The 20,215-nt window shown below is 42.7% G+C and carries 24 protein-coding genes; 13 read left to right on the plus strand and 11 right to left on the minus strand.

Features of this window, described 5'->3' with window-relative positions; genetic code table 11:
- Nucleotides 1-195: 195 nt before the first annotated feature.
- Nucleotides 196-618 carry an OsmC family protein gene (locus tag LKE01_RS01215; RefSeq protein ID WP_054768837.1) on the minus strand — a complete coding sequence of 141 codons (423 nt, stop codon included), beginning with the start codon at nt 616-618 and terminating at the stop codon, nt 196-198.
- Nucleotides 619-707: 89 nt separating this feature from the next.
- On the opposite strand from LKE01_RS01215, the gene LKE01_RS01220 reads away from it, so the two are divergent.
- From LKE01_RS01220 to LKE01_RS01235, 4 genes are all read left to right on the plus strand, one after another.
- Complete coding sequence (locus tag LKE01_RS01220) at nt 708-1,406, plus strand: NAD(P)H-dependent oxidoreductase (RefSeq protein ID WP_054768836.1); 699 nt, start codon at nt 708-710, stop codon at nt 1,404-1,406.
- A 4-nt stretch (nt 1,407-1,410) separates the two neighbouring features.
- The gene (locus LKE01_RS01225; RefSeq protein WP_054768835.1) at nt 1,411-1,590 is read left to right on the plus strand and encodes a hypothetical protein; all 180 of its coding nucleotides are present in this window, start codon (nt 1,411-1,413) and stop codon (nt 1,588-1,590) included.
- A gap of 150 nt (nt 1,591-1,740) precedes the next feature.
- Nucleotides 1,741-3,732, plus strand: a complete 1,992-nt coding sequence (locus tag LKE01_RS01230) for a cation:proton antiporter (protein WP_056980932.1) — start codon at nt 1,741-1,743, stop codon at nt 3,730-3,732.
- A 241-nt stretch (nt 3,733-3,973) separates the two neighbouring features.
- Nucleotides 3,974-4,942 (plus strand): aldo/keto reductase family protein, encoded by a 969-nt coding sequence (locus LKE01_RS01235; RefSeq protein WP_054768834.1) that lies wholly within the window; start codon nt 3,974-3,976, stop codon nt 4,940-4,942.
- A gap of 119 nt (nt 4,943-5,061) precedes the next feature.
- Here LKE01_RS01235 and thiD read toward each other — a convergent pair whose 3' ends face one another.
- The gene (gene thiD, locus LKE01_RS01240; protein WP_056980931.1) at nt 5,062-5,916 is read right to left on the minus strand and encodes a bifunctional hydroxymethylpyrimidine kinase/phosphomethylpyrimidine kinase; all 855 of its coding nucleotides are present in this window, start codon (nt 5,914-5,916) and stop codon (nt 5,062-5,064) included.
- A 144-nt stretch (nt 5,917-6,060) separates the two neighbouring features.
- Between thiD and LKE01_RS12310 the strand changes: the two genes are divergently transcribed.
- Nucleotides 6,061-6,183 carry a hypothetical protein gene (locus LKE01_RS12310; protein WP_261907085.1) on the plus strand — a complete coding sequence of 41 codons (123 nt, stop codon included), beginning with the start codon at nt 6,061-6,063 and terminating at the stop codon, nt 6,181-6,183.
- A 43-nt stretch (nt 6,184-6,226) separates the two neighbouring features.
- On the opposite strand, the gene LKE01_RS01245 is transcribed toward LKE01_RS12310, so the two are convergent.
- Together LKE01_RS01245 and LKE01_RS01250 are read right to left on the minus strand one after the other, a co-directional pair.
- Entirely contained in the window at nt 6,227-6,892 is a 666-nt protein-coding gene (locus LKE01_RS01245; protein WP_054768833.1) for a potassium channel family protein, read from the minus strand.
- Nucleotides 6,893-7,087: 195 nt separating this feature from the next.
- Complete coding sequence (locus LKE01_RS01250; protein ID WP_370444161.1) at nt 7,088-8,443, minus strand: TrkH family potassium uptake protein; 1,356 nt, start codon at nt 8,441-8,443, stop codon at nt 7,088-7,090.
- A 127-nt stretch (nt 8,444-8,570) separates the two neighbouring features.
- Here LKE01_RS01250 and codA point away from each other — a divergent pair, with 127 nt between their 5' ends.
- Nucleotides 8,571-9,812 carry a cytosine deaminase gene (gene codA / locus LKE01_RS01255; protein ID WP_056980929.1) on the plus strand — a complete coding sequence of 414 codons (1,242 nt, stop codon included), beginning with the start codon at nt 8,571-8,573 and terminating at the stop codon, nt 9,810-9,812.
- Nucleotides 9,813-9,880: 68 nt separating this feature from the next.
- On the opposite strand, the gene LKE01_RS01260 is transcribed toward codA, so the two are convergent.
- Nucleotides 9,881-10,378, minus strand: a complete 498-nt coding sequence (locus LKE01_RS01260; protein WP_056980928.1) for a hypothetical protein — start codon at nt 10,376-10,378, stop codon at nt 9,881-9,883.
- Nucleotides 10,379-10,502: 124 nt separating this feature from the next.
- Here LKE01_RS01260 and LKE01_RS01265 point away from each other — a divergent pair, with 124 nt between their 5' ends.
- Nucleotides 10,503-11,420 carry a ribonuclease H family protein gene (locus LKE01_RS01265; protein ID WP_054768832.1) on the plus strand — a complete coding sequence of 306 codons (918 nt, stop codon included), beginning with the start codon at nt 10,503-10,505 and terminating at the stop codon, nt 11,418-11,420.
- Here LKE01_RS01265 and LKE01_RS01270 read toward each other — a convergent pair.
- Entirely contained in the window at nt 11,417-11,983 is a 567-nt protein-coding gene (locus tag LKE01_RS01270) for a DUF2179 domain-containing protein (protein ID WP_054768831.1), read from the minus strand. The genes LKE01_RS01265 and LKE01_RS01270 overlap by 4 nt on opposite strands.
- Before the next feature lie 177 nt (nt 11,984-12,160).
- Between LKE01_RS01270 and LKE01_RS01275 the strand changes: the two genes are divergently transcribed.
- Both LKE01_RS01275 and pgmB read left to right on the plus strand, forming a co-directional pair.
- Nucleotides 12,161-12,601, plus strand: coding sequence for a VOC family protein (locus LKE01_RS01275; protein WP_056980927.1), 441 nt, complete (start codon nt 12,161-12,163; stop codon nt 12,599-12,601).
- Between the two features lie 71 nt (nt 12,602-12,672).
- Nucleotides 12,673-13,347 carry a beta-phosphoglucomutase gene (gene pgmB, locus LKE01_RS01280; protein WP_056980926.1) on the plus strand — a complete coding sequence of 225 codons (675 nt, stop codon included), beginning with the start codon at nt 12,673-12,675 and terminating at the stop codon, nt 13,345-13,347.
- Here pgmB and LKE01_RS01285 read toward each other — a convergent pair.
- On the minus strand, nt 13,329-13,697 hold the full coding sequence (locus LKE01_RS01285) for a DUF488 domain-containing protein (protein WP_054768830.1): 369 nt from the start codon (nt 13,695-13,697) through the stop codon (nt 13,329-13,331). The genes pgmB and LKE01_RS01285 overlap by 19 nt on opposite strands.
- Nucleotides 13,698-13,789: 92 nt before the next feature.
- Between LKE01_RS01285 and LKE01_RS01290 the strand changes: the two genes are divergently transcribed.
- Nucleotides 13,790-14,359 (plus strand): DNA-3-methyladenine glycosylase, encoded by a 570-nt coding sequence (locus LKE01_RS01290; protein WP_056980986.1) that lies wholly within the window; start codon nt 13,790-13,792, stop codon nt 14,357-14,359.
- On the opposite strand, the gene LKE01_RS01295 is transcribed toward LKE01_RS01290, so the two are convergent.
- The 3 genes from LKE01_RS01295 to LKE01_RS12015 all read right to left on the minus strand — a co-directional run bounded on the left by LKE01_RS01295 (nt 14,356) and on the right by LKE01_RS12015 (nt 16,018).
- A complete protein-coding gene (locus LKE01_RS01295) occupies nt 14,356-14,856 on the minus strand; it encodes a phosphatidylglycerophosphatase A family protein (protein WP_056980925.1) in 501 nt (166 codons plus the stop codon). The two genes, LKE01_RS01290 and LKE01_RS01295, sit on opposite strands and share 4 nt — an antisense overlap.
- A 119-nt stretch (nt 14,857-14,975) precedes the next feature.
- The gene (gene map, locus LKE01_RS01300) at nt 14,976-15,770 is read right to left on the minus strand and encodes a type I methionyl aminopeptidase (protein WP_056980924.1); all 795 of its coding nucleotides are present in this window, start codon (nt 15,768-15,770) and stop codon (nt 14,976-14,978) included.
- Between the two features lie 77 nt (nt 15,771-15,847).
- Entirely contained in the window at nt 15,848-16,018 is a 171-nt protein-coding gene (locus LKE01_RS12015; protein ID WP_013728796.1) for a hypothetical protein, read from the minus strand.
- A 145-nt stretch (nt 16,019-16,163) separates the two neighbouring features.
- Between LKE01_RS12015 and LKE01_RS12020 the strand changes: the two genes are divergently transcribed.
- On the plus strand, nt 16,164-16,325 hold the full coding sequence (locus LKE01_RS12020; protein WP_169790304.1) for a hypothetical protein: 162 nt from the start codon (nt 16,164-16,166) through the stop codon (nt 16,323-16,325).
- Between the two features lie 106 nt (nt 16,326-16,431).
- Here the strand turns inward: LKE01_RS12020 and LKE01_RS01305 are convergent, their stop codons facing one another.
- Nucleotides 16,432-18,396 (minus strand): M13 family metallopeptidase, encoded by a 1,965-nt coding sequence (locus tag LKE01_RS01305; RefSeq protein ID WP_095344828.1) that lies wholly within the window; start codon nt 18,394-18,396, stop codon nt 16,432-16,434.
- A 205-nt stretch (nt 18,397-18,601) separates the two neighbouring features.
- On the opposite strand from LKE01_RS01305, the gene LKE01_RS01310 reads away from it, so the two are divergent.
- On the plus strand, nt 18,602-19,522 hold the full coding sequence (locus LKE01_RS01310; RefSeq protein ID WP_056980923.1) for a PPK2 family polyphosphate kinase: 921 nt from the start codon (nt 18,602-18,604) through the stop codon (nt 19,520-19,522).
- Nucleotides 19,523-19,731: 209 nt separating this feature from the next.
- Entirely contained in the window at nt 19,732-20,067 is a 336-nt protein-coding gene (locus tag LKE01_RS01315) for a hypothetical protein (RefSeq protein ID WP_054768829.1), read from the plus strand.
- The last annotated feature ends 148 nt before the right edge of the window (nt 20,068-20,215 follow it).

The raw sequence follows: 20,215 nt of genomic DNA on the forward strand, positions 1-20,215 counted from the left end.
GAACATCCATTCCCCTCTTGAACAACTATATAGTATCATATATATGTAATGCATTCAAGAGTTTAGCTTAAAACGATATAGCTCCAAAGCACTGGTATACAGGCATTCCTAAAAATAGTTAAAAATAAAAATAGCACTCTTATAAAAAGAGTGCTAACCATTCAAGTAATGCTATTCAATTTATCTTAATCCCAATTAATCTGTAATCTCAAATGTAAAGGGGACAGAATCTTTGAGGGTATCATGAACCGTGCAGAGATGAAGGGTATCTTGAATGAATTTGTCGTTGCCTTCCTTATCAAGATTGGTCTTGCAGGTCAGCTTAACGTGGATGCTTTTTACCCGGGAAGACTTATCTGGGAAGCGTTCCGTTTCGCCGGTCACTTCAACATCGAACTGCTTAATTTTGATGTTGGATCCTGGACGGTGAACCAACGATGCTGCACTGGCACCCAAGCAGGCACCAACCGCGCCAAGCAGGTATTGAACAGGATTGGGACCGGCATCCGTGCCTCGAAACTTGGTTGGCTCGTCGGCAATAAATTGGTGGACACCTGCAGTGTTGATAGTTTGTGAGCCGACATCACGTAAAGTTGAATGAACATTATAAATTGCCATAGTTAAAACTCCCTTTAATGATGATTTGGTTTACAATCTAAATATAAGTTATTTTGAAGCTAAACGAAATAGAAAGGTTCATTAATTGAATGAAAACACTCATATTGATTTCCCATCCCAAATTTGAAGATTCCGGTACCCAACAGTTTCTCAAGACCAGTTTTTATTCTCTGGACGATGTGAAGTACCAAGTGATCGATGAACTTTATGGACAATCGGACGGCATCGACATTGAGAAGGAACAGTCGGCACTCAAAGGGTTTGACCGGATTATTTTTCAATTTCCGATGTACTGGTATTCATCACCAGCCAGCTTAAAACAATTTATGGACGATGTTTTCACCAGAAATTACATTGTCGCCAACCGGTCAGTAAAGACCAAGCAGCTGGGGATTGTCGTCACGCTTGGTGATGCCAAAGCAGACTTTCAGGCCGGCGGATCCGAGCAGTTCACAATTTCTGAACTGTTGCGGCCGTTGCAGGCATTTGCCCACAAGGCTGGGATGCAGTATTTGAAGCCGCTTGTCGTTGATCAGTTTGGCTACATGGATCCCGAGCAAAAAGAAAAACTGCTGATTGATTATCTGCAGTATTTGAGTGCGGAGATGCCCTTAAGTTTGGCCAACCGTGAGAAGTGGCTGGTTGAACGGCTACAGTCAACCAAGCAGGGTAAAAGCGATGAGAAGCAGCAGGCAATTGACCTGGTCATTAATTCTCTTGAAGATCAACAAAATAATGTAGAGAGTCTAAAAGAAGACGTTAAAATGATTCGCAATCAGGAGGAGTAAACAGATGACTGATACAACAGAGTGGCTGGTTAAACAGCTGACGGAATTGAAAAATGACGATCAATCTTTCATCAACAAATCAATTTATCAAGCAACTATCGAATTGGCTAAAGAGCAGGATAAGCGAGCTCAGCAGTCCCAAGATGAACTGGATGGAAGAATCTGGAGCCCCGATAAATGGTAGTGGACCCGGTAAGTTGGCATGTATTCAAGACATCAATAAATTAACAATGGAACTTAGATTCGTACAAGTCGTGCACTCAAGTGTTGTCACGGCTTTTTTCGTGCAATCAGTGCTAAACTATAACCGATATTAATCAGAGGGGTGAAGCAAATGGACATGGTATTGCTACTTACCATTATCTTGGCAGCCGTCGTTTTGGCCAATATTTTAGCTCGGCACATTACGGTTATCCCTTTGCCGTTTTTCCTGATCTTGTTGGGAGGCATATTGGCCATCCTGCCGGTTTATAGAGGGTTTCAATTAGATCCCTCAACCTTTGCGTTGGCAATTATCGCGCCGATGCTTTTTAATGAAGCCCAGAATAGTTCACGATTTTGGATTGGCCGCTCAATCACGAATATTTTGTCATTAGCAGTCGGCCTGGTCTTAGTGACCGTGTTGGTCGTTGGATCGGGACTCCATCTTGTGATGACGATTCTGCCGTTGACATTGTGCTTTGCATTGCTGGCGGTCGTGACACCCACTGATGCCTCAGCCGTCAATTCAATATTTGAGGCGAACCCAATTGCTGAAGAGCAGGCGGGCACATTGCAGCATGAATCATTGTTCAACGATGCGGCCGGTATTGTGTTGTTCGACTTTTCGCTGACGGCTTTTGTTTCCGGAACCTTCTCGTTAAAATTAGCTGTTGGCATTTTTCTTTGGGAATTCTTTGGCGGCTTGCTGTTTGGAAGTTTGATCGGTGTTGCAATCGTCAGTGCCCGGCTGTTCTTGATTCGCTACAATGACGACACGCCGATTATTATGGTGCTGATTCAATTGATGTCACCGTTTCTTGTGTACTTGCTGGCTGAAAAATTAGCATTATCCGGCATTCTGGCGGTCGTTGCCGCCGGACTGGTACAGGGATCCGAGCGTGAAAAGCTGCGTTTAACGTCATCTCGGATGCAGCTCGTTACCAGCAACGTCTGGGAAATCATTTCCGGGATGCTGTCAGGAATTGTGTTCGTATTGCTGGGCCTGTCGCTTCCCGAAGTCATCAAGGCGCTTCATGAATCGCCCAATCCCGATCTTGGAATTTTTAAGTTAACCTTGATCGGAGTCGGCGTTTACCTCACAAAAGGATTACTGCGTCTGGTTTGGAGTCGATACATGCTCAAACGGCGGGTTAAGTCACGTCACGAGTGGCGTGACAGCCTCGTTATGGCGCTTAGCGGTGCCAATGGAACAATTACCTTATCATTGGCTTTCTCAATGCCAAACACGGTTAACGGGCAACCATTTGCGTTTCGTGGCATCATGATTTTCGTGGCTGCCGTGGTCATTTTGACCAGTCTGGTTATGCCAACAATTTTCGTGCCGGTCATATTGCCAAGCCAGGATCAAAAAAAGCCCCGATATCGTTGGGTTAAACGAATGATCCAAGCTGCTATCAGTGATCTGTTAAAGGAAAAAGAGCACCCCGCCGAGGCTCAGATTGTGATTGATTCATTACAGCAACAGCTGGTCCTCGACAGTACACCGAATTTCCACCTGCGCAGACAGTTGATGAGTGAGGCCCATCAAGTGGAGCTGAAGGCAGTTAAGCAGTTATTTGATGACGGTAAAATTTCAGAAGATGAATTAACCTACTATACAAAGTTCTTGAATTTGAACAATTTCTCCGCGGATGAAAAAATTTGGAAGAACGTTCTACTAAGAATTCGATTTAGCCTCCACGTCGGCAGGCTATACAAAGATTTGAACCGGGCTCAAGAAGCATTTTTAACCGCACCGGTTGCCTTGGAAGAAGTCTATTGGCGTGAACAATTTGAAAAGCATGGCGAGAATATATTGCCAATTGAGCAGGCCGGATTTAACGCGGTCATGGACTTCTTAAAGACTCAACAGGCTGATAATGGTGTGGAAACCAACATGGTTAAGCGATTTTATCGAACCCGCCACCGTCGAATCAACGGTGAAGATGTTGACATGAACATTGTCTATCAAATGTTTATGCGGGCTTTCCACAGTGAGTATGAATTAATTCAAGATTCACTTGTCAGCGGAAAAATTGACTCCGCACTGGCTGAAAAGCTGCAGTCGCGGATCTCAACGGATGAAATGACTTACCTGCAGAATACGGAGGTATTCAAGGATTAGTGTGCGACGAGACCTGGGTGATTGCGGTGCATAAGTCCAAAACGACCATTAATGAACGGTTTTTGTTCATTGATGGTCGTTTTGCATTTATGTGTAGCGATCAGGGTCGTCGTCCACAGGACTAGCTGCTGCGCCATACTTGCGACCGTCGGAACACTTTAAAAAATAACCTTTACTTCGAGCCCACTAGAAGTTATATACTCAAGATATGAATTTGAAATAACTAATAAGAAGGTAAACCATGAAATATCGAAATTTGGGTAAACAAGGCCTTAAAGTCAGTGAACTAGCCTTAGGCAGTTGGATGACCGATGTTAGCAGTGCCTCGAAGCAGGATTTAGCTGATCAAAGTTTGAAACTCGCTTACAGCAAGGGAATTAATTTCTTTGATTGTGCTGATGCATATAGTGGTGGGGCAGCCGAACGGTTCTTGGGCAAGGCACTTAAAGAATTTCCCCGCAAAGAATTGGTCCTTTCAAGTAAGGTGTATTTTCCAACCGGTCCTGGTATCAACGACCGCGGACTTTCACGAAAGCACATTATGGAATCGATTGACCAGTCTTTGACGAACTTACAAACCGATTATTTGGATCTGTATTTCTGCCACCGATTTGATCCCAATACGCCGCTGGAGGAAACACTCATGGCATTGAGTGATTTGGTCGACCAAGGCAAGATTCTCTACTATGGTGTCAGTGAATGGCGACCGGTTCAGATTCTAGAAGCCCAGTTGGTCATCCAAAAGCTTGGCCTGCATCCAATGTCAGTTGTCCAGCCACAATACAATATGTTTGATCGATACATTGAACATGAGTTGATTGATGTCTGTGGCAAGCTTGGATTGGGAATTGTGCCATTCTCACCACTTTCTCAAGGGCTGTTGACCGGAAAATACCGCAAAGGCCAAAAGATTCCGGCTGGTTCGCGGGCAACCTACCAGGATCAAATTCAAGCGCTTTTGACTGATGACAACTTGGATAAGGTTGAGGCGCTAATCAAAATGGCTAATGAGCTGGATACCGATTTGGCAACCTTTGCATTGGCATGGACCAAGCGGGATCCACGAATTAGCAGCTTAATTACAGGGGCCAGCAAACCAAGCCAACTTGAAAATAACCTCAAGGCTGTTGATCTGAAAATCCCCGAAGAGTATTTCGGCCGGATTGATCAATTATTTGGATTTAAAAAGTTTGAGCGACACATTGGATAAAAAGAGCGTGCGGTAATGGCTGAAATCAGCCGATTGCCGCACGCTTTACTAAATGATATGGGATTACAAAAACAGACCGAGACAAAAGTTGACGCTTTTGTCCCAGCCTGTTTGTTTGGCTATTTTTCTGTTGTTGAATCAGTTGGATCCGGATATCCCGGTGCCCAGTGATTGATTGGTCCAAATTCATGACCAACGTTAATTTCATTTTCAATGGCGATGTCCACAAATTTCTTAGCGATTCGGACGGCCGTTTCGACGTCGTTACCTCGGGCCAGTTCCGCTGCAATACATGCGGAAAGGCTGTCGCCGGTCCCATTCTTACGGTCGGTATCGAAGAAATCACCGGTCAGCCAAAAGCTCTTTCCCGACTCAAGTAAAACATAGTCGGAAACTTCTTTTTGGCCGGGATGATGGTGACTTCCCTTAATCATAATGTTGGCGGCACCCAAATCTTTTAACTTTTGGGCGGCTTTAATCATGTCGTCTTTGGTGTTGATTTCCATTTCAGCCAACTTTTGAGCCTCAAAGAAATTAGGCGTGATGACCGTTGCTAAAGGAATCAGTTCATCCCGAAGTGTCTTGTAGGCACTTTCTTCCAGCAGCATGTTACCATGCTTGGTGGTAATCACGGGATCGACTACCAGTGGGCCAAAGTCATACTTTTGATAATTTTTAATGACGGTTCGGATCAGTTCACTGTCTGCCAGCATCCCGGTCTTACTTGCTTTGACTTGGTAATCGTCAGCCAGGTCTTTGAATTCCTGGTCGATAAATGAAGTGGGCAGCGTTACGGAATCGTGAATACCGTAACTGTTACCGGCAACTGCGGCGGTCATAACGGCCGTTCCGTAGATGTGACGTCTGAAAAATGTGTGTAAATCTGCTTGCATGCCGGCGCTGCCATCACTGTCTGAGCCAGCGATTGTCAGTGCTTGTGGATATTGTTCTGTCAAATTAATCACCTCAACCATTCATTTAACTATTAAGAATACCACATTTTATTAGAAATCATAGAGAAATGATAGATTGATTTGCGTTCCGACCTGAACTTGTATTATAATAATTTAGTCTATTGGAATTATGAAATCGTAATACAAAATAAGGAGAGTCTAATTATGCGAATTTGTCATCCACACGGCGTACAAGGACGTCGTCCAGTTAACCGTAAAAAAGATATCAAGCGAAACAAACAATTATCAGACTTGCAACATTTCTTGAAGCAAAAGCCAGGTAAGTAATCGTTTGAAAAAAGCCAACCGGATTTTCCGGTTGGCTTTTCTTTTACGCTGTTGCAACTGCTTCAAACGCCTCAACGTCTTTTTCAGTTCCAATAACCGTCACAATGTCACCGGCTTGGGTAACCGTTGATTGATTTGGAATAATGGCGCCTTCTTCGTCTGCGTGGGATAAAGCAATCACTGATATTTTGTATCGGTTGGTCAAATTCAAGTCGTTCAAAGATTTATTGAACAGCTTTGGATTCGTGAGTTCAAATTCCACCACCGATAATTCACCTTTTAATTTCAAGTCGTTGAGAATCTTTGGCTCCATCACGTGAAGGGCAATTCTTTCACCCATATCACGCTCTGGCTGGATAACTTCATCAGCGCCCAGCTTTTCCAGAACTTTTGCATGACGGGCATTTTCGGCCTTACATACCAAGTGTTTGACACCCAGTTCCTCACAAATCATGGTCGTCATGATGCTGGCTTCCAAGTCAGTTCCAATGGCCACAAATACATTGTCGAAGTTTCCAATTCCAAGCTGTTTTAAGGCTAATTCGTTTTGGGTATCGGCAACAATCGCTTCGGTTGCCCGATCCCGAAATTCATTCACCCGATTTTCACTTTTATCAATGACTAAGACTTCCTGATCGTGTTCCAGTAAAGCGTTAACGATGCTGGAACCGAAGAGGCCAAGGCCGATGACGGCATAATTTTGTTTCATGAGGGTGCTCCTTTTTTCAATATTGTGCTTCGTTTTTTTTTAAATTGAATTTTCATTTTTTATCGAACATGTTTTGATGCTAATGACTACTCCCTTCGGCCTTCAAAATGCGTTCCGACGGCCCAGATGCTCATTTCTAAGGGGGCTTTAATTAAAGCCCCCTTAGAAGCCGCATCTCCCGAGCCTCGTCACGCTCTAACCAATCATTACGTTTTCTTCCGGATACCTGAAAGCATCTTCGGGACGCTTTGACGTGAGCAGTGAATACATCACGGTAAAGATTCCGACTCTGCCCATGAACATCAGCACCGCAAAAATTAATTTGCCGATGACACTCAGATGGGCAACCAGTCCCAAACTGAATCCAGTAGTTCCGAATGCTGAAATGACATCAAAGGTAATGTATTCCAGCCCTTGAGTTTTGGGGATGGTTTCCGTGAAGGTTAAAATCATGGTCGCAATCGATAAAACCACCGCGACTAAAAATACCAACGAAAGTGATCGGGTAACATTATCATTGCTGAAGCGGCGGCCCCAAAATGTCGCGTCCCGTTTGCCGCGCAGCGTTGACCACACTCTGATCAACAGAATTCCCACGGTGGTGGTCTTAATACCACCGGCAGTGGATCCCGGGGTTCCACCAATCAGCATCAAAATCATCGTAAAGAACATGCCGCCCATGGTGATATGAGTAACCGGCAAAGTATAGAAGCCGGCAGTCCGTGGCGTGACCGCTAGGAACCATGTATTCATGATCCGCTGAAAGGTCGTCAAATGACTTTCCTGAGCGAAGTTTCCTTCGGTTAACATGTAAACCACAAAACTAAGCAAAATCAATCCAAGATAAGTCGTCAATGCTAATTTGGTATGCAGGCTCAGATGATGGTCTTCATGATAAAAGATAATATCTTTCCAGACCAGAAATCCGAGGGAGCCTGAAATAATTAGAATGGTTAACACAAACAGCAGGTAGGGATCATTCTGGAATCGGACCAAGCTGTTGTCATACAGGTCAAAGCCGGCGTTACAAAAAGCACTGATTGAATGAAAAATACTGTACCCCAAGCCCTTCACAAAGCCATAGCGGGGATAGAAATCAATAAAAATCAACCCGGTTCCCAACACTTGAATTGCCAAAGAAATACGGACAACCAAAAAAACAACCGCACTGGTGTTGGCAAATGACTGCAGATTCAGTGATTGTTGGGTGAGCAGCCGAGTCGTTAAATCAACTTTGCGGCGCATAAACACGAATAGCAAAACGGCAAAGGTCATAAAGCCCAGACCGCCAATTTCGACCAACATCAAAATGACAATTTTTCCAAAGATGCTCCAATGCAGGGCGGTGTTGACGACGGTCATTCCAGTGACACAGGTTGCCGAAGTGGCAGTAAAAAACGCGTTGATATAGCCGGTCATATGTCCGGATCGGCTGGCAATCGGCAGCGACAACAAAAAGGTTCCTATCAAAATAATGATAAAGAATCCCAATGTTAATATCTGCGGCAGTGCCAACCTGGTTTTCAAGTTCAATGAATCAGAACCTTTCACTTAGCAAGAATGCTAATTTCTAATGTTAATGACATATGTATTATCGCACATTCCCAGAAAGCACCCAACTCTATGCCTAAAATAGACTATAATATTGTTAAATAAGTGATTGTGAGGGATAGATTTTATGCTGATAAAAAATGTGCATATTGAAAATGCTGAACAAACCAGCGATGTCAAAATTGAAGATGGTAAATTTGTCAAAATTGCGCCTTCAATTGAGCCAACGGATGACGAACAAGTGATTGACGCGACTAATAAATTACTGCTGCCACCGTTTGTTGATCCCCATGTGCATCTCGATGCCACTCAAACTGCCGGTGATCCTGAATGGAATCAATCAGGCACGCTGTTTGACGGAATTCGCATTTGGAGTGAACGTAAGAAAAAATTGACGATTGACGACGTTAAGACCCGTGCCAAGAAAGCACTCAAAATTCAGGTTGCCAACGGAATCCAATTCGTTAGAAGCCACGTCGACGTTACCGATCCGGATTTAACGGCCTTAAAGGCATTGATCGAGGTTCGAGACGAAGTTGCCGATCAGGTTGAACTCCAACTAGTTGCTTTTCCACAGGAAGGGATTCTGTCATATCCCAATGGCAAAGAGTTGATGATCTCTGCTGCCGATATGGGCGCTGACGTTATCGGTGGAATTCCACACTTTGAATTCACTCGTGACTACGGTGTTGAATCACTGAAATTCTTGATGAAAGTTGCTGAGAGTAAGGACAAATTGGTGGATGTTCACTGTGATGAAATCGATGATCCGGAATCTCGCAACCTCGAAGTATTAGCCACCCTTGCCCTTGAAAGCGGGATGGGTGACAAAGTAACCGCCAGCCATACAACGGCAATGGGCTCTTACAACGATGCCTATACCTACAAATTATTCAGACTCTTGAAGATGTCTCATATCAACTTTATTGCCAATCCGTTGGTCAACACCAACTTGGGCGGCCGTTTTGATACTTATCCAAAGCGTCGGGGCATGACCCGGGTTAAGGAATTGTCCGAAGATGGAATTAACGTTGCATTTGGTGAAGACGATATTAAAGATCCATGGTATCCAATGGGCAACGGCAATATGCTGGACCCAGTTGAAATGGGGATTCACGTTGGTCACTTGATGGGGTACAACGACATCATGAACTCCTATCAGTTCGTCACAACCAACGCCGCCAAGGCAATGCACGTCAGCGACCATTACGGAATTGAAGTTGGCAAGCCTGCCAACTGCATCATTATGAATAACAATAACTTCTACAACGCCTTAAATGAACGTTCCGAGATATTGTACTCAATTCATGATGGTAAGATTTTGGTTCAAACCGAACCCAAGCACGTAACAAATCATTTTAACGATTAACAAAAAGCACTAAGCACATTTCTGAAAGGAATCTTTCAAAGATGGACTTAGTGCTTTTAAAATCAAACTTAATTGGCTTTCTTTTTCTTTGCAACAGTCGACTTCTTAACGGCAGCCGGCTTTTTCTTTGGCACCATTGCAGCTTTTTTGGCTGCAGCAGCTTCCTTGCGTTTACGAGAGCGTTCCTTCAAAATATCTTTGAGGGCGCCAATATCTTCTTGATGAAGATCCTTCCAAGACTTGTACGATGTATTGGTATCGGTATCGGTGGGTTTAAGGCCGGTATCCAACCAGAACAGGGACTCTGTCAAGCTGGGGAAATTGTGCATCCAAAGGGTTTGGCCATTTTCGGAGTCAAACGCAACGTAAGAACGGGCATGGTGCTGTAAAAATGTATGCTTTCGAATTTTGAAAGCTTCGCGTTTCCTTGTTAACCGATAATCGGGTAAAATGTACTTACCTTGTTTTTTTAATCGGGGAAAACGTTCGTTTATTTGATCTGATTGGTCTTTTAAAAGCGCTTTGGCTTCCTCAACCGAGATCAATGTGGCTTTAGTCTGGGTCATTTAACTTTGCCCCCTTTACTTAACATTTTCGCATAGATTTATCTAATTGCAAAGTAGATGGAAAGATTATAAATAATTATTAATATTTATTCTTAAATTTTTACATAGAGGGGTCATCATTGGTATGAAATATTATGCTGTTAAAAAAGGAAGAAAGACCGGTATCTTCACAACTTGGCCGGATGCCGAAAAGCAGGTTAAGGGTTATTCCGGTGCCCAGTTTAAAAGCTTTAAAACACGAGGCGAAGCCGATGATTATTTGGGTGGAACAGTTGCCAACGTTGAGAAAGTCTTTGTGCCATCCAAAAAGCAAATCAAAGCCGATCGCCGCAAAGCCGAAAAAAAGGCTCACGAGAAATCCAACCGTGAAATCATCGTATATACCGATGGCGGTTCCAGAAATCACGGTAACGTTAAGGACGGTCATGTAAAAGCCAGTGATAAAGCTGCCTGGGCATTTTTAATCAAAGATGGTCACCAAAAGCATTCCAGGTCTGGCGGCGAGTTTGGGGCTACCAACAACAGAATGGAAATTATGGCCCTTTTGGAGGCTCTTAAATACTTGAAGAGTCACAATATGCAAAATGAACAGATCGACGTTGTAATGGACTCCAGGTACGTTTTAAACGCCATTCAAAAGAAATGGCTCCGTGGATGGCGACGACGGGGCTGGAAGAAGGCTGACGGATCCAAATTACAGAATAAGCAGCTTTGGCAGCAGATTGACGCCAATCTGCGTGAATTTCCCCGGATTCAGTACTTCTGGACCAAAGGCCATGCTGACGACAAGGGAAATGTTTATGTCGATCATCTGCTTAATAAGCGAATGGACAAAATGGCCAAAAAAAGTCCTCAATCAGCTGAAACCCCTCAACCGGCTCATCATAAGCCGGCAGAAAAGCCGCAGCGGATTGAGGATAAGCCAAAGATCAGTCAAACAAAGACCAGTCAACCCAAGTTGGCACCACGAACCAGTCATTCGGTCAGTGATATTGAAAAAAGTCTCAGACAACTTGGATTATTTGACGATGACAAGGATTAATGATGCATATGATTTGTTGAGTGATAACGACGGTCAACTTCTTTACTCCAGAAACCACCGGATAATTGAACCGGTTCTTGAACCATGATGAATGCATCTGGTGAGATCTCTTTAATTTGTTCCATCAAACGACGGTCGGCCTTTCGCGGTGCCAAGATACTGAGTACCAAACGGGCTCCGGAACGACCTTCTGCTCGGCTGACGGTAACCCCATATCCTAGATCACGCAGCTTTTCAGCTAATTCCTCGTTGTGAGCATGAATCGGGTTGGTCGGATCAATCTGGACAGTCACTTCGAAGTTGACATAGCCCAGGGCAATATTATCTTCAATAACAATTCCGATGTAAATGCCAACACCAAATCCGACCGCATAAGCGGCGATGTTCAATGGACTGTCGATATGCTGTAAGGCAATCGCCAAAGCCATAACGTAAACAAATTCCTCACCGATCGCAACAATCGGCGCCAGAAATTGGTGACCTTTGACAACCAACATTGTCCTGAAGGTATTAATCGAAATGTATAAAGCGTTTAATACAAAAATTGTGATTGCAAGTTTCATTAAAGTCTTCCTCCCGATTCGTTTAATTTAAGTCTATCACTTTTGCATAATAGGATACCAGAAAGGACGTTATATCCTATTAGAATAGGCGTCGACAATTTGTTAACGTTGACAACTATTGTAATTAACGGTATTCTAAACTTTGAATAATATTTAAAAGTAAGGGTTGTTGGCCTAATGAATAATATCAATTTAATTCCATATCTGACGTTTGAAAACACCAAAGAGGCTTTGGACTATTATCAAACCGTTTTTGGTGTTACGAACGTTCAGCGTGAATCCCCAACAGAAAAACAAGCAGAAGACATGTCACTTAATGACGATGTCAATCTCGACGACCTTACACTGCAAGCAAGCTTTCAAGTACTGGGCAAGCAGGTCTTTTGTGCTGACAGTTTCCTGGGTAAGCCGGTTATTTCATCAATGATTTCATTGATGCTTGAAGTCGACCTCCATGATTCTGACGCACTTTCTGCGCTCCAGGATTTATATGAGCGGGTAGTGGAATCTGAACAAGTTAAAGTGATTGTAACTTTTGAAAAGAAATCGTCTGGTAACAAATACGGCCAGATTGTAGATAAGTATGGTATCACATGGATATTTAATGCTGTTAAGTAATTTTGGACGGTGATTGAGGCTGAAAACACGTTTGTTGTTTTCGGTCTTTTTTCATAAAAGGGGTGTTTGAAATGACTGACTTTTCAAATATTAAAGGGGTTTTATTTGATCTTAACGGGATCATTACCGATTCTTGGCTGTATCATAGCAAGTCATGGCGACAGGTTGCCGAAAGTATCGGCGTTCAGTGGAGTTCGAAATTAGAAGAAGCCATCAAAGGACGCGACCGGATTGACTCACTGAATGCCATTCTTCAAGCCGGTGGTTTGGAAAACCGGTATTCCGAACAAGAAAAAGAAGCATTGGCTGATAAGAAGAATGACATTTATCAACAAATGCTTGAAATTATGAACCCGGATGATATTTTACCGGGGATCCACCCGTTTTTGGCTGAACTGCGTCGAAATCATTATCAAATGATTATTGCTTCAGCATCTGCCAACGCACCAAAGGAAATTAAAAAGCTTGAGTTGGAAGATTATTTTCCACTCATCGTTGATCTCAAAAAGATTAAGCATAACAAGCCGGCACCGGACGTTTATTTGAAGGCTGCCGAAATGCTGCACTTGAATGTGGATCAGTGTATCGGGATTGACGACGGCATCGTGGGCGTTGAATCAATCAACGCGGCTCACGTTGTTTCAATTGGTGTCGGCGATCCGCATGTGTTGAACATGGCGGATATCAACTTTGAATCCACTAAAGAATTAACCTTGGCCAATATTCGTCAGAACTGGCCCAAGTGATCCGTCAGGTATTGCTTTAAAACCACCGCTTGATTGTTCTCACGGTCTTTGGCACCATACAGGAGAATCACGTTGGTGGTTTTTAATTTATCGCCAACTAATTTGATGAATTCAGCAGTTTTGGGATTATTGTCCAATTCTGCAATATACTTGGTTTTAAAGTCCGGAAACTTTTCGGGATCGTGTGAGAACCAAGTTCGCAGTTCTTTTGATGGGGCAATTTCTTTTTCCCATTCATCCAATTTGGCGTTGACCTTTGAAATTCCGCGGGGCCATAAGCGGTCAACTAAGATGCGGTAGCCTGATAGATCTTGTGGTTTATCATAAATTCGTTCCAGCTTTAATTCCATATTATTACCTCCGTTATTGATTGAAAGGAGTGGTCGATTTGGACCAGGATCCATTTTATTCCAGCAGCACGACTGATCAAATATCACGAGAAATGCTGGGGATGTTACTTACATATGATTCACCAAAGGGACTGGTAGGCGGTTGGATTGTTGAAACCGAGGCCTACATGGGTCAGAAAGATTCTGCCGCCCATGCTTTTAAAGGCAGACGGACAGCTTCCAACGAGCCATTATATGGTCCTCCTGGTACAGTCTACATCTATTCCATCCATGGACGTTATTTACTGGATGTAGCTGCTCAAGAAAAAGACATTCCTCAAGGAGTCTTAATTCGGGCCGTTGAACCAACAATCGGTTTGGATATCATGGAACAGAATCGAACCAAACACGGTGTTGATTTAACCAATGGTCCCGGTAAACTCATGGAAGCTTTTGGGATTGCCGACAAAAAGATGAACATGGAAATATTTGGCGATAGTAAGCTGAATATTCATCAGCAAGACAAAAAAATCCCGGCTCATATTGAAGAATCCAATCGAATCGGGGTTGCAAATCAAGGGACTTGGGCAACCAAGCCACTCAGATATTTTGTTAAGGGCAATCCCTATGTTTCAGGAATTAAGAAACGTGATGTTGATTTAAAAACCCATGGTTGGCGTTAATTGTTTCGATGGGCGATCTTTGCTGATACCGCACTGGCAATCGCACCGACAATATCATCAATAAATGTATTGGATGTGCCATCTTTGGCTTCATCCAATTTTTTGGTTATCCCGGTCTTTTCTCGATCGATATAGCCGTAGTTGGTAATGCCAATGGTGCCGTAAATATTGGCAATGTTGAGGGCAATTCCTTCATCCACACCAAAGACACCGGAATCGTTCATGATAATACTTTCCAAAGGTTCCTTGATTTTATGCTCGGTTGCCAGGCGATCCAGCTCTAAGCCGACCATTGCGTTGTTAAGAACTTCTCGTTTATGAAGCACATCAATCGTATCTTTTTTAACATCTTCCATTTGAATGTTTGGAACAAATTTTTTCTGAAGATCGTAGGCCATTTGGGCAATATCTTCATAGGTCACGCCACGGTCTTTTAATGCTTTAGTCACAAACTCATAAGCGGCCGTATCGGGAAATTTGAAACTTTTATTATTCATGTCATCATTCCTCTCTATTTATCCAGTGAAGAAAAATCGTTCCTAATTGAGCTATAAATTCATTTTAGTATAAACAAACGGCCGGGACAAATTGCCCGGCCGTTTTCGTTTATTTTAAATTAAAGTAAATATTTGGCATCAATATCCGGGTCTTGAGAAGTTAAAATCTTAGGACCATCCTTGGTGATTGCCAAGGTGTGTTCATATTGAGCTGAAGGGGTACCATCGGCTGAAACGTAATAAGTCCAGTCATCTTTCTTGTCGTAACGATCGGCAATCTCCCAAGTACCTGTGTTAACCATTGGTTCAATGGTGATGGTCATACCTTCCTTTAAACGAAGACCTTGACCTGGGACACCATATGCAGGAACGTTTGGCTCTTCATGAATTGAAGGCTGGATACCATGGCCGATAAGTTCACGAACATCGCCCATGTGATTTTCGTCTTCCACGTAAGTCTGAACAGCATTACCAATATCACCAAGACGGTTACCGATAACAGCTTGATCAATCCCAAGGTACAAACCTTTGCGGGTAACTTCCATCAATTTCTTGATTTCGTCGCTAACTTCACCAACGGCATAAGTCCAGCAAGAGTCACTTTCAAAGCCGTCTTTGTTGACACACATGTCAACTTTAAGAATGTCACCATTCTTCAGCTTTAAGCCTTTACGGGGAATACCATGGGCAACTTCATCATTGATGGAGATACATGTGGCAAACTTGTAACCGTCAAAGCCCATTTCTGAAGGGTAGGCGTTATGTTCTTTGATGTAACGGCGAGCAAACAATTCAATGTCCCAAGTGTCCAAACCGGGTTTGACGATTTTGCGGAGTTCCTTGTGAACACCGGCCAAAACAGCACCAGACTCAGCCATCTTTTCAATTTCACGTGGTGATTTTAATGTAATCAATATAATACTTCCTTTTTTTGATAAAACTTTTAAATACTAGTCTATTAAAACATAAAAAATGGCCAACCGGCCATATTTTAACTTATTCCATCAATGATTCCCTTTTGGAGGGCTTCCAATATTAATTTAACTTCGGTAATTTTTGAATCAACCAGGTACTGCATCGTTTCGTCTTTGTCTTTCTTAGCGGAACTCATCTGGTCATTTAAAAACTTTAGTTGTGAGTGAAGATATTCTGTTAAGTTCATGGTATCACCTCTCCAATTACTCTTTATATACATTATATCCTAATATTGAATAGTTTACATTAAATCGGAATTTTTACAAATGAATTGTTTATAGTTTGAAATTAATATAAACTGGAAATGAAATATTATTTTGGAGGGGATAGAAATGGTTAGTAATATTTGGCTCCGCTGGTTCTTTGTTTTGCTTTATTTGGTAATGGGGATTCTCTTGTACATGGGAATGAATATGATTGTCATGTATCTGATGGTCGTTGGAATGTTTTTGGAAGCTCTGGCCAGTTTGATTGGATACTACACAAAACGATAATTGTTCTACATACTTAAAAGAAAACTGACAGCTAATCCAGGAGATTAGCCGTCAGTTTTTTATTTTTTAATTGAACTTTTTGGTGACTGAATATTTAGAAATCTTTTTACCAGATCTTGACCCGATCTTCAGGCCTCATGTACATCCCATCACCTGGCTTAACGTCAAACGTTGAGTAAAAGTCATCCAAGTTCTTGACCTGGACATTTGCTCGGAGTTCAGCAGGCGCATGGACATCAATGTTCAGCAACAGCTGCTTGTACTGCTCGGTTGCCTTCATTCGCCATACCTTGGCCCAGTTGATGAAGAAGTCGTATAGGTTGTAGTCTTTCTCATTTTTGGCCGCTTCATTGGCACAGCTCAATCCACCACCATCAGCGATGTTTTCTGAAACGGTTAACTTCCCGTTCACTTTGCCGCCGGCGTATGGAATCCCATCGAATTCTTTAATCATCTTATCGGCGAGCTTTGAGAAGTGATCGTGATCTTCTTTTGTCCACCAGTTATTCAAATTTCCTAATTCATCAAACAAAGAACCGTTGTTATCAAACGCATGGGAAATTTCATGGGCAATGACTGCGCCAATACCACCATAGTTTTGGCTGGAGGTTTGTTTCAAGCTATAAAACGGTGCTTGAAGAATTGCGGCAGGGAAGACAATGATGTTCTTAAATGGTTCGTAGTAGGCGTTAACAGTTGCAGCACTCATTTCCCATTTGGTTCGATCAACCGGCTTGCCCAGCTTTTCCAATGTGTCTTGAATACTAATTGCACCAAATCTGGACATATTTTCAAACAAAGTACCGCCTTCGTCTTCAGGGGTGACCTTGAACTTGTATTCCAGTTCGTCGATATGGTCGGGATAGCCGACTTGAAGCTCCAATTTGTTGAGCTTTAAGATGGCCTTTTCACGAGTAGCCTTGCTTAACCAATCGTTATTGCTCAAACGGTTTTTATAAACGGCGATCATGCTGCGGACCATGTGTTCAACATCGGCCTTTGCTTTAGGGCCGAAGTACTTTTTGGCGTAATAGTCACCGATTGTCTGGCCAAAGGTTCCTTCAGCCAGATAAAAGGCCGACTTTTTTTGTGGCGTTGCTTCCTTTTTACCGGATAGGGCCCGGCTGAAGACTGATCCGGTCTGACGGAATTCTTCTGATAAATATCCCGATGCGGAACGAACCATGTTAACCAGCATCCAGTTCTTCATGTCGGTGAAGGTATCGCTGTTGACCAAGCCGTCAAACCGTTCATAGAACTTCGGCTCAGTCACGATGATTTGTTCAGGCGCTTTGCCAAACAGAGTGTCGGCAAGGTTCATGAAATCAACGTGAGAACTTGATTCTGAGAAGTAGGCAAACTTCTGTGGGTTGTACATTTTGCTGTAATCAGCAGACTCTTCAGCTGATTTAACGTTAGGTGCAATCTTGGCATCAAAGCGTTTGGCAGATTCCACGATTTCATCAGCTTCGTTGCTGCTGTAATCAGCCAAAACAAGTAATTGGCTGGCCATCTTGGTGAAGACCGGCATCAGTTGCTTGTAGGCTGGATTATTCTTTTCGTAATAGGTTCGATCTGGCAGGAACAGGCCAGGTACTGCGGCAAATAATGCATTTACCTTTGTGTTCTTCATGTCAGGTTCAACCCAGAAGCCGAATGGGAGTGGGTGGCCTTCCTTTACCAATTCAGGGAGTGCTTGATTCAAATCATCAAAGTTGGTGATGCTCTCAATTTTCTCCAAGTATGGTTTCAAAGGATCTGCGCCGTCCGCGTCACGCTTCTTAAAGTTACGTGCGAGTTCATACAATTTTAAAAATTCTGAAAACGGGGCATCGTAGTGCTTGTTTTCCTTAATGATGTCATCAAGGTCCTTCATCAACTGCTTGTCGATGTTGTCGTTAAGGTCCATGAAGCCACCTGTTGATGAATGATCGGCCGGAATCTCGGCGGTCTTTTCCCATCGGCCGTTGACTGCTTTATATAGGTCATCTTTTAATAATGACTTATCAATTGAGTCTTCAGCGGGCTGGCTTGATTGGCCACCTTGTGCGTCGGTTGCTTTTGAAATGATATTTTTCAAAATAATGCCTCCTCTGTGAAGATATATAACGTTTAAAGAATTAGATGAAACAGCGTTATATGAAACTATTTCTATGTAATCTAGTATACTCAATATGAGAAATAAATGTGTAGATTGTTAACGATGGATCAGCTATTTTTCCGAGCTTGCATCATTATCAACTGCTGATGATTCGTTAGTACAGGGGGAATGTACTTTGGATGAAAAGAAAACAATTGACCGTGAGAAGTCATACCGTTATGACGGTGACCGGGATCTTAGAATTGAAAAGATTCCAACGTCGGCGACGATTGAAAACTTGACTAAAGATGATATTAAATCACGAATTGAAAAAAATATTGTCTCCCTTCAAGATTTACAGGGCAAGTTGTACGCCCAAAACCATTTTGGCGTTCTGATCATCTTTCAAGGGATGGATGGAGCAGGCAAAGACAGCATGATTCGCCATATTCTAAGTGGGGTGAATCCACAAGGAATTGACGTTACCAGCTTCAAGTCGCCAACATCAATTGAACTGAGCCATGATTATCTTTGGCGAATTCACCGGCATATTCCGGAACACGGGATTATCGGTATTTTTAACCGCTCCTACTATGAAGATGTTTTAATCAGCCGGGTTCATCCAGAAATGATCCTTAACGCAAAAATTGGGTCAATCACCAAGCTTGACCAGGTTGACAATAAATTCTTTGATGGCCGCTTCAAGGACATTAATTTCTTTGAGAACTACCTGACTCGAAATGGCTTTATGGTCTTAAAATTTTTCCTTCACATGTCAGCTGACGAGCAGCGAGATCGGTTTAAGCGTCGGATTGAACTGCCTGACCATAACTGGAAGTTCTCATCAGCCGATATTAAGGAACGCCGTTACTTCAATGATTACCAAAAGGCATACGAAGATGCGATTGAGCACACCGCCAATAAGACCAACCCGTGGTACATCATTCCCTCAGATGACAAATGGTATTCACGCTTGTGTGTCTCAGATATCATCGATCATCGGATGAGAGAATTGCCACTGAAGTATCCTGATTTACCGGATTCTGAAAAGGCTGAACTGGAGAATGCACTGGTTGAACTTGAAAATGTTCCTGGAAAAGGAAAAAAGAATAAATAAATAATAAGAAAGCGTTGCCAGATTCACGAATGTTACAAATCGCGTTCTGGCAACGTTTTCATGGTGTTTTCACTTGTACTATGCGCCTGAGTGATTAGAATGAAAATTAGTAGATGATAAAAATCATTCATTTACAAAATTTGTTTACAAAAAATGATCGTGCGTTGTTATTTGATTAGACACAATTTTGAAAGAAAGGGAGTCTTACGATGGCAGTCGCAACTCAAGCACAATTTAAAGAAGCATTAGGTTCAGAAGAGAAGTTTAACGAATTCATTTCTGATTACTTCAAGTCTCACAAGGTTTTAACAGGTAATTATGATGATGGTATCTACTTTGAAAATTGGCAGGTACATTTGGACAGTGAAGAAGGCTTGGTTATCACATTGGTTACCGGCTCATACACTGGTCAAGCATTCCCAATAAAGGATACCGAACATCTCTCAGTAGAAGATTTCCGTCAATTAATTCTTAATAAGAAGTTTGCTGATAAGAGCAAGTCACTTTCAGACGTGTTCCACATGGCAGCAGACACAATTGCATAAAAAGCTCAGTCTTTGAGCGTCGATTTACTAACGGACTTTAACGCGTTGTCTTGCGTTGAAGCCCGTTTTTTTGACTAGGAGAATGAGATAAAGTAAGGAGCTTCCTTGTCTCTAATCCTTCAATCAGATTTGAAGTTTGACTTATTAT

This window comes from Lentilactobacillus kefiri (genome assembly GCF_007989105.1).
Classification (GTDB): Bacteria; Bacillota; Bacilli; order Lactobacillales; family Lactobacillaceae; genus Lentilactobacillus; species Lentilactobacillus kefiri.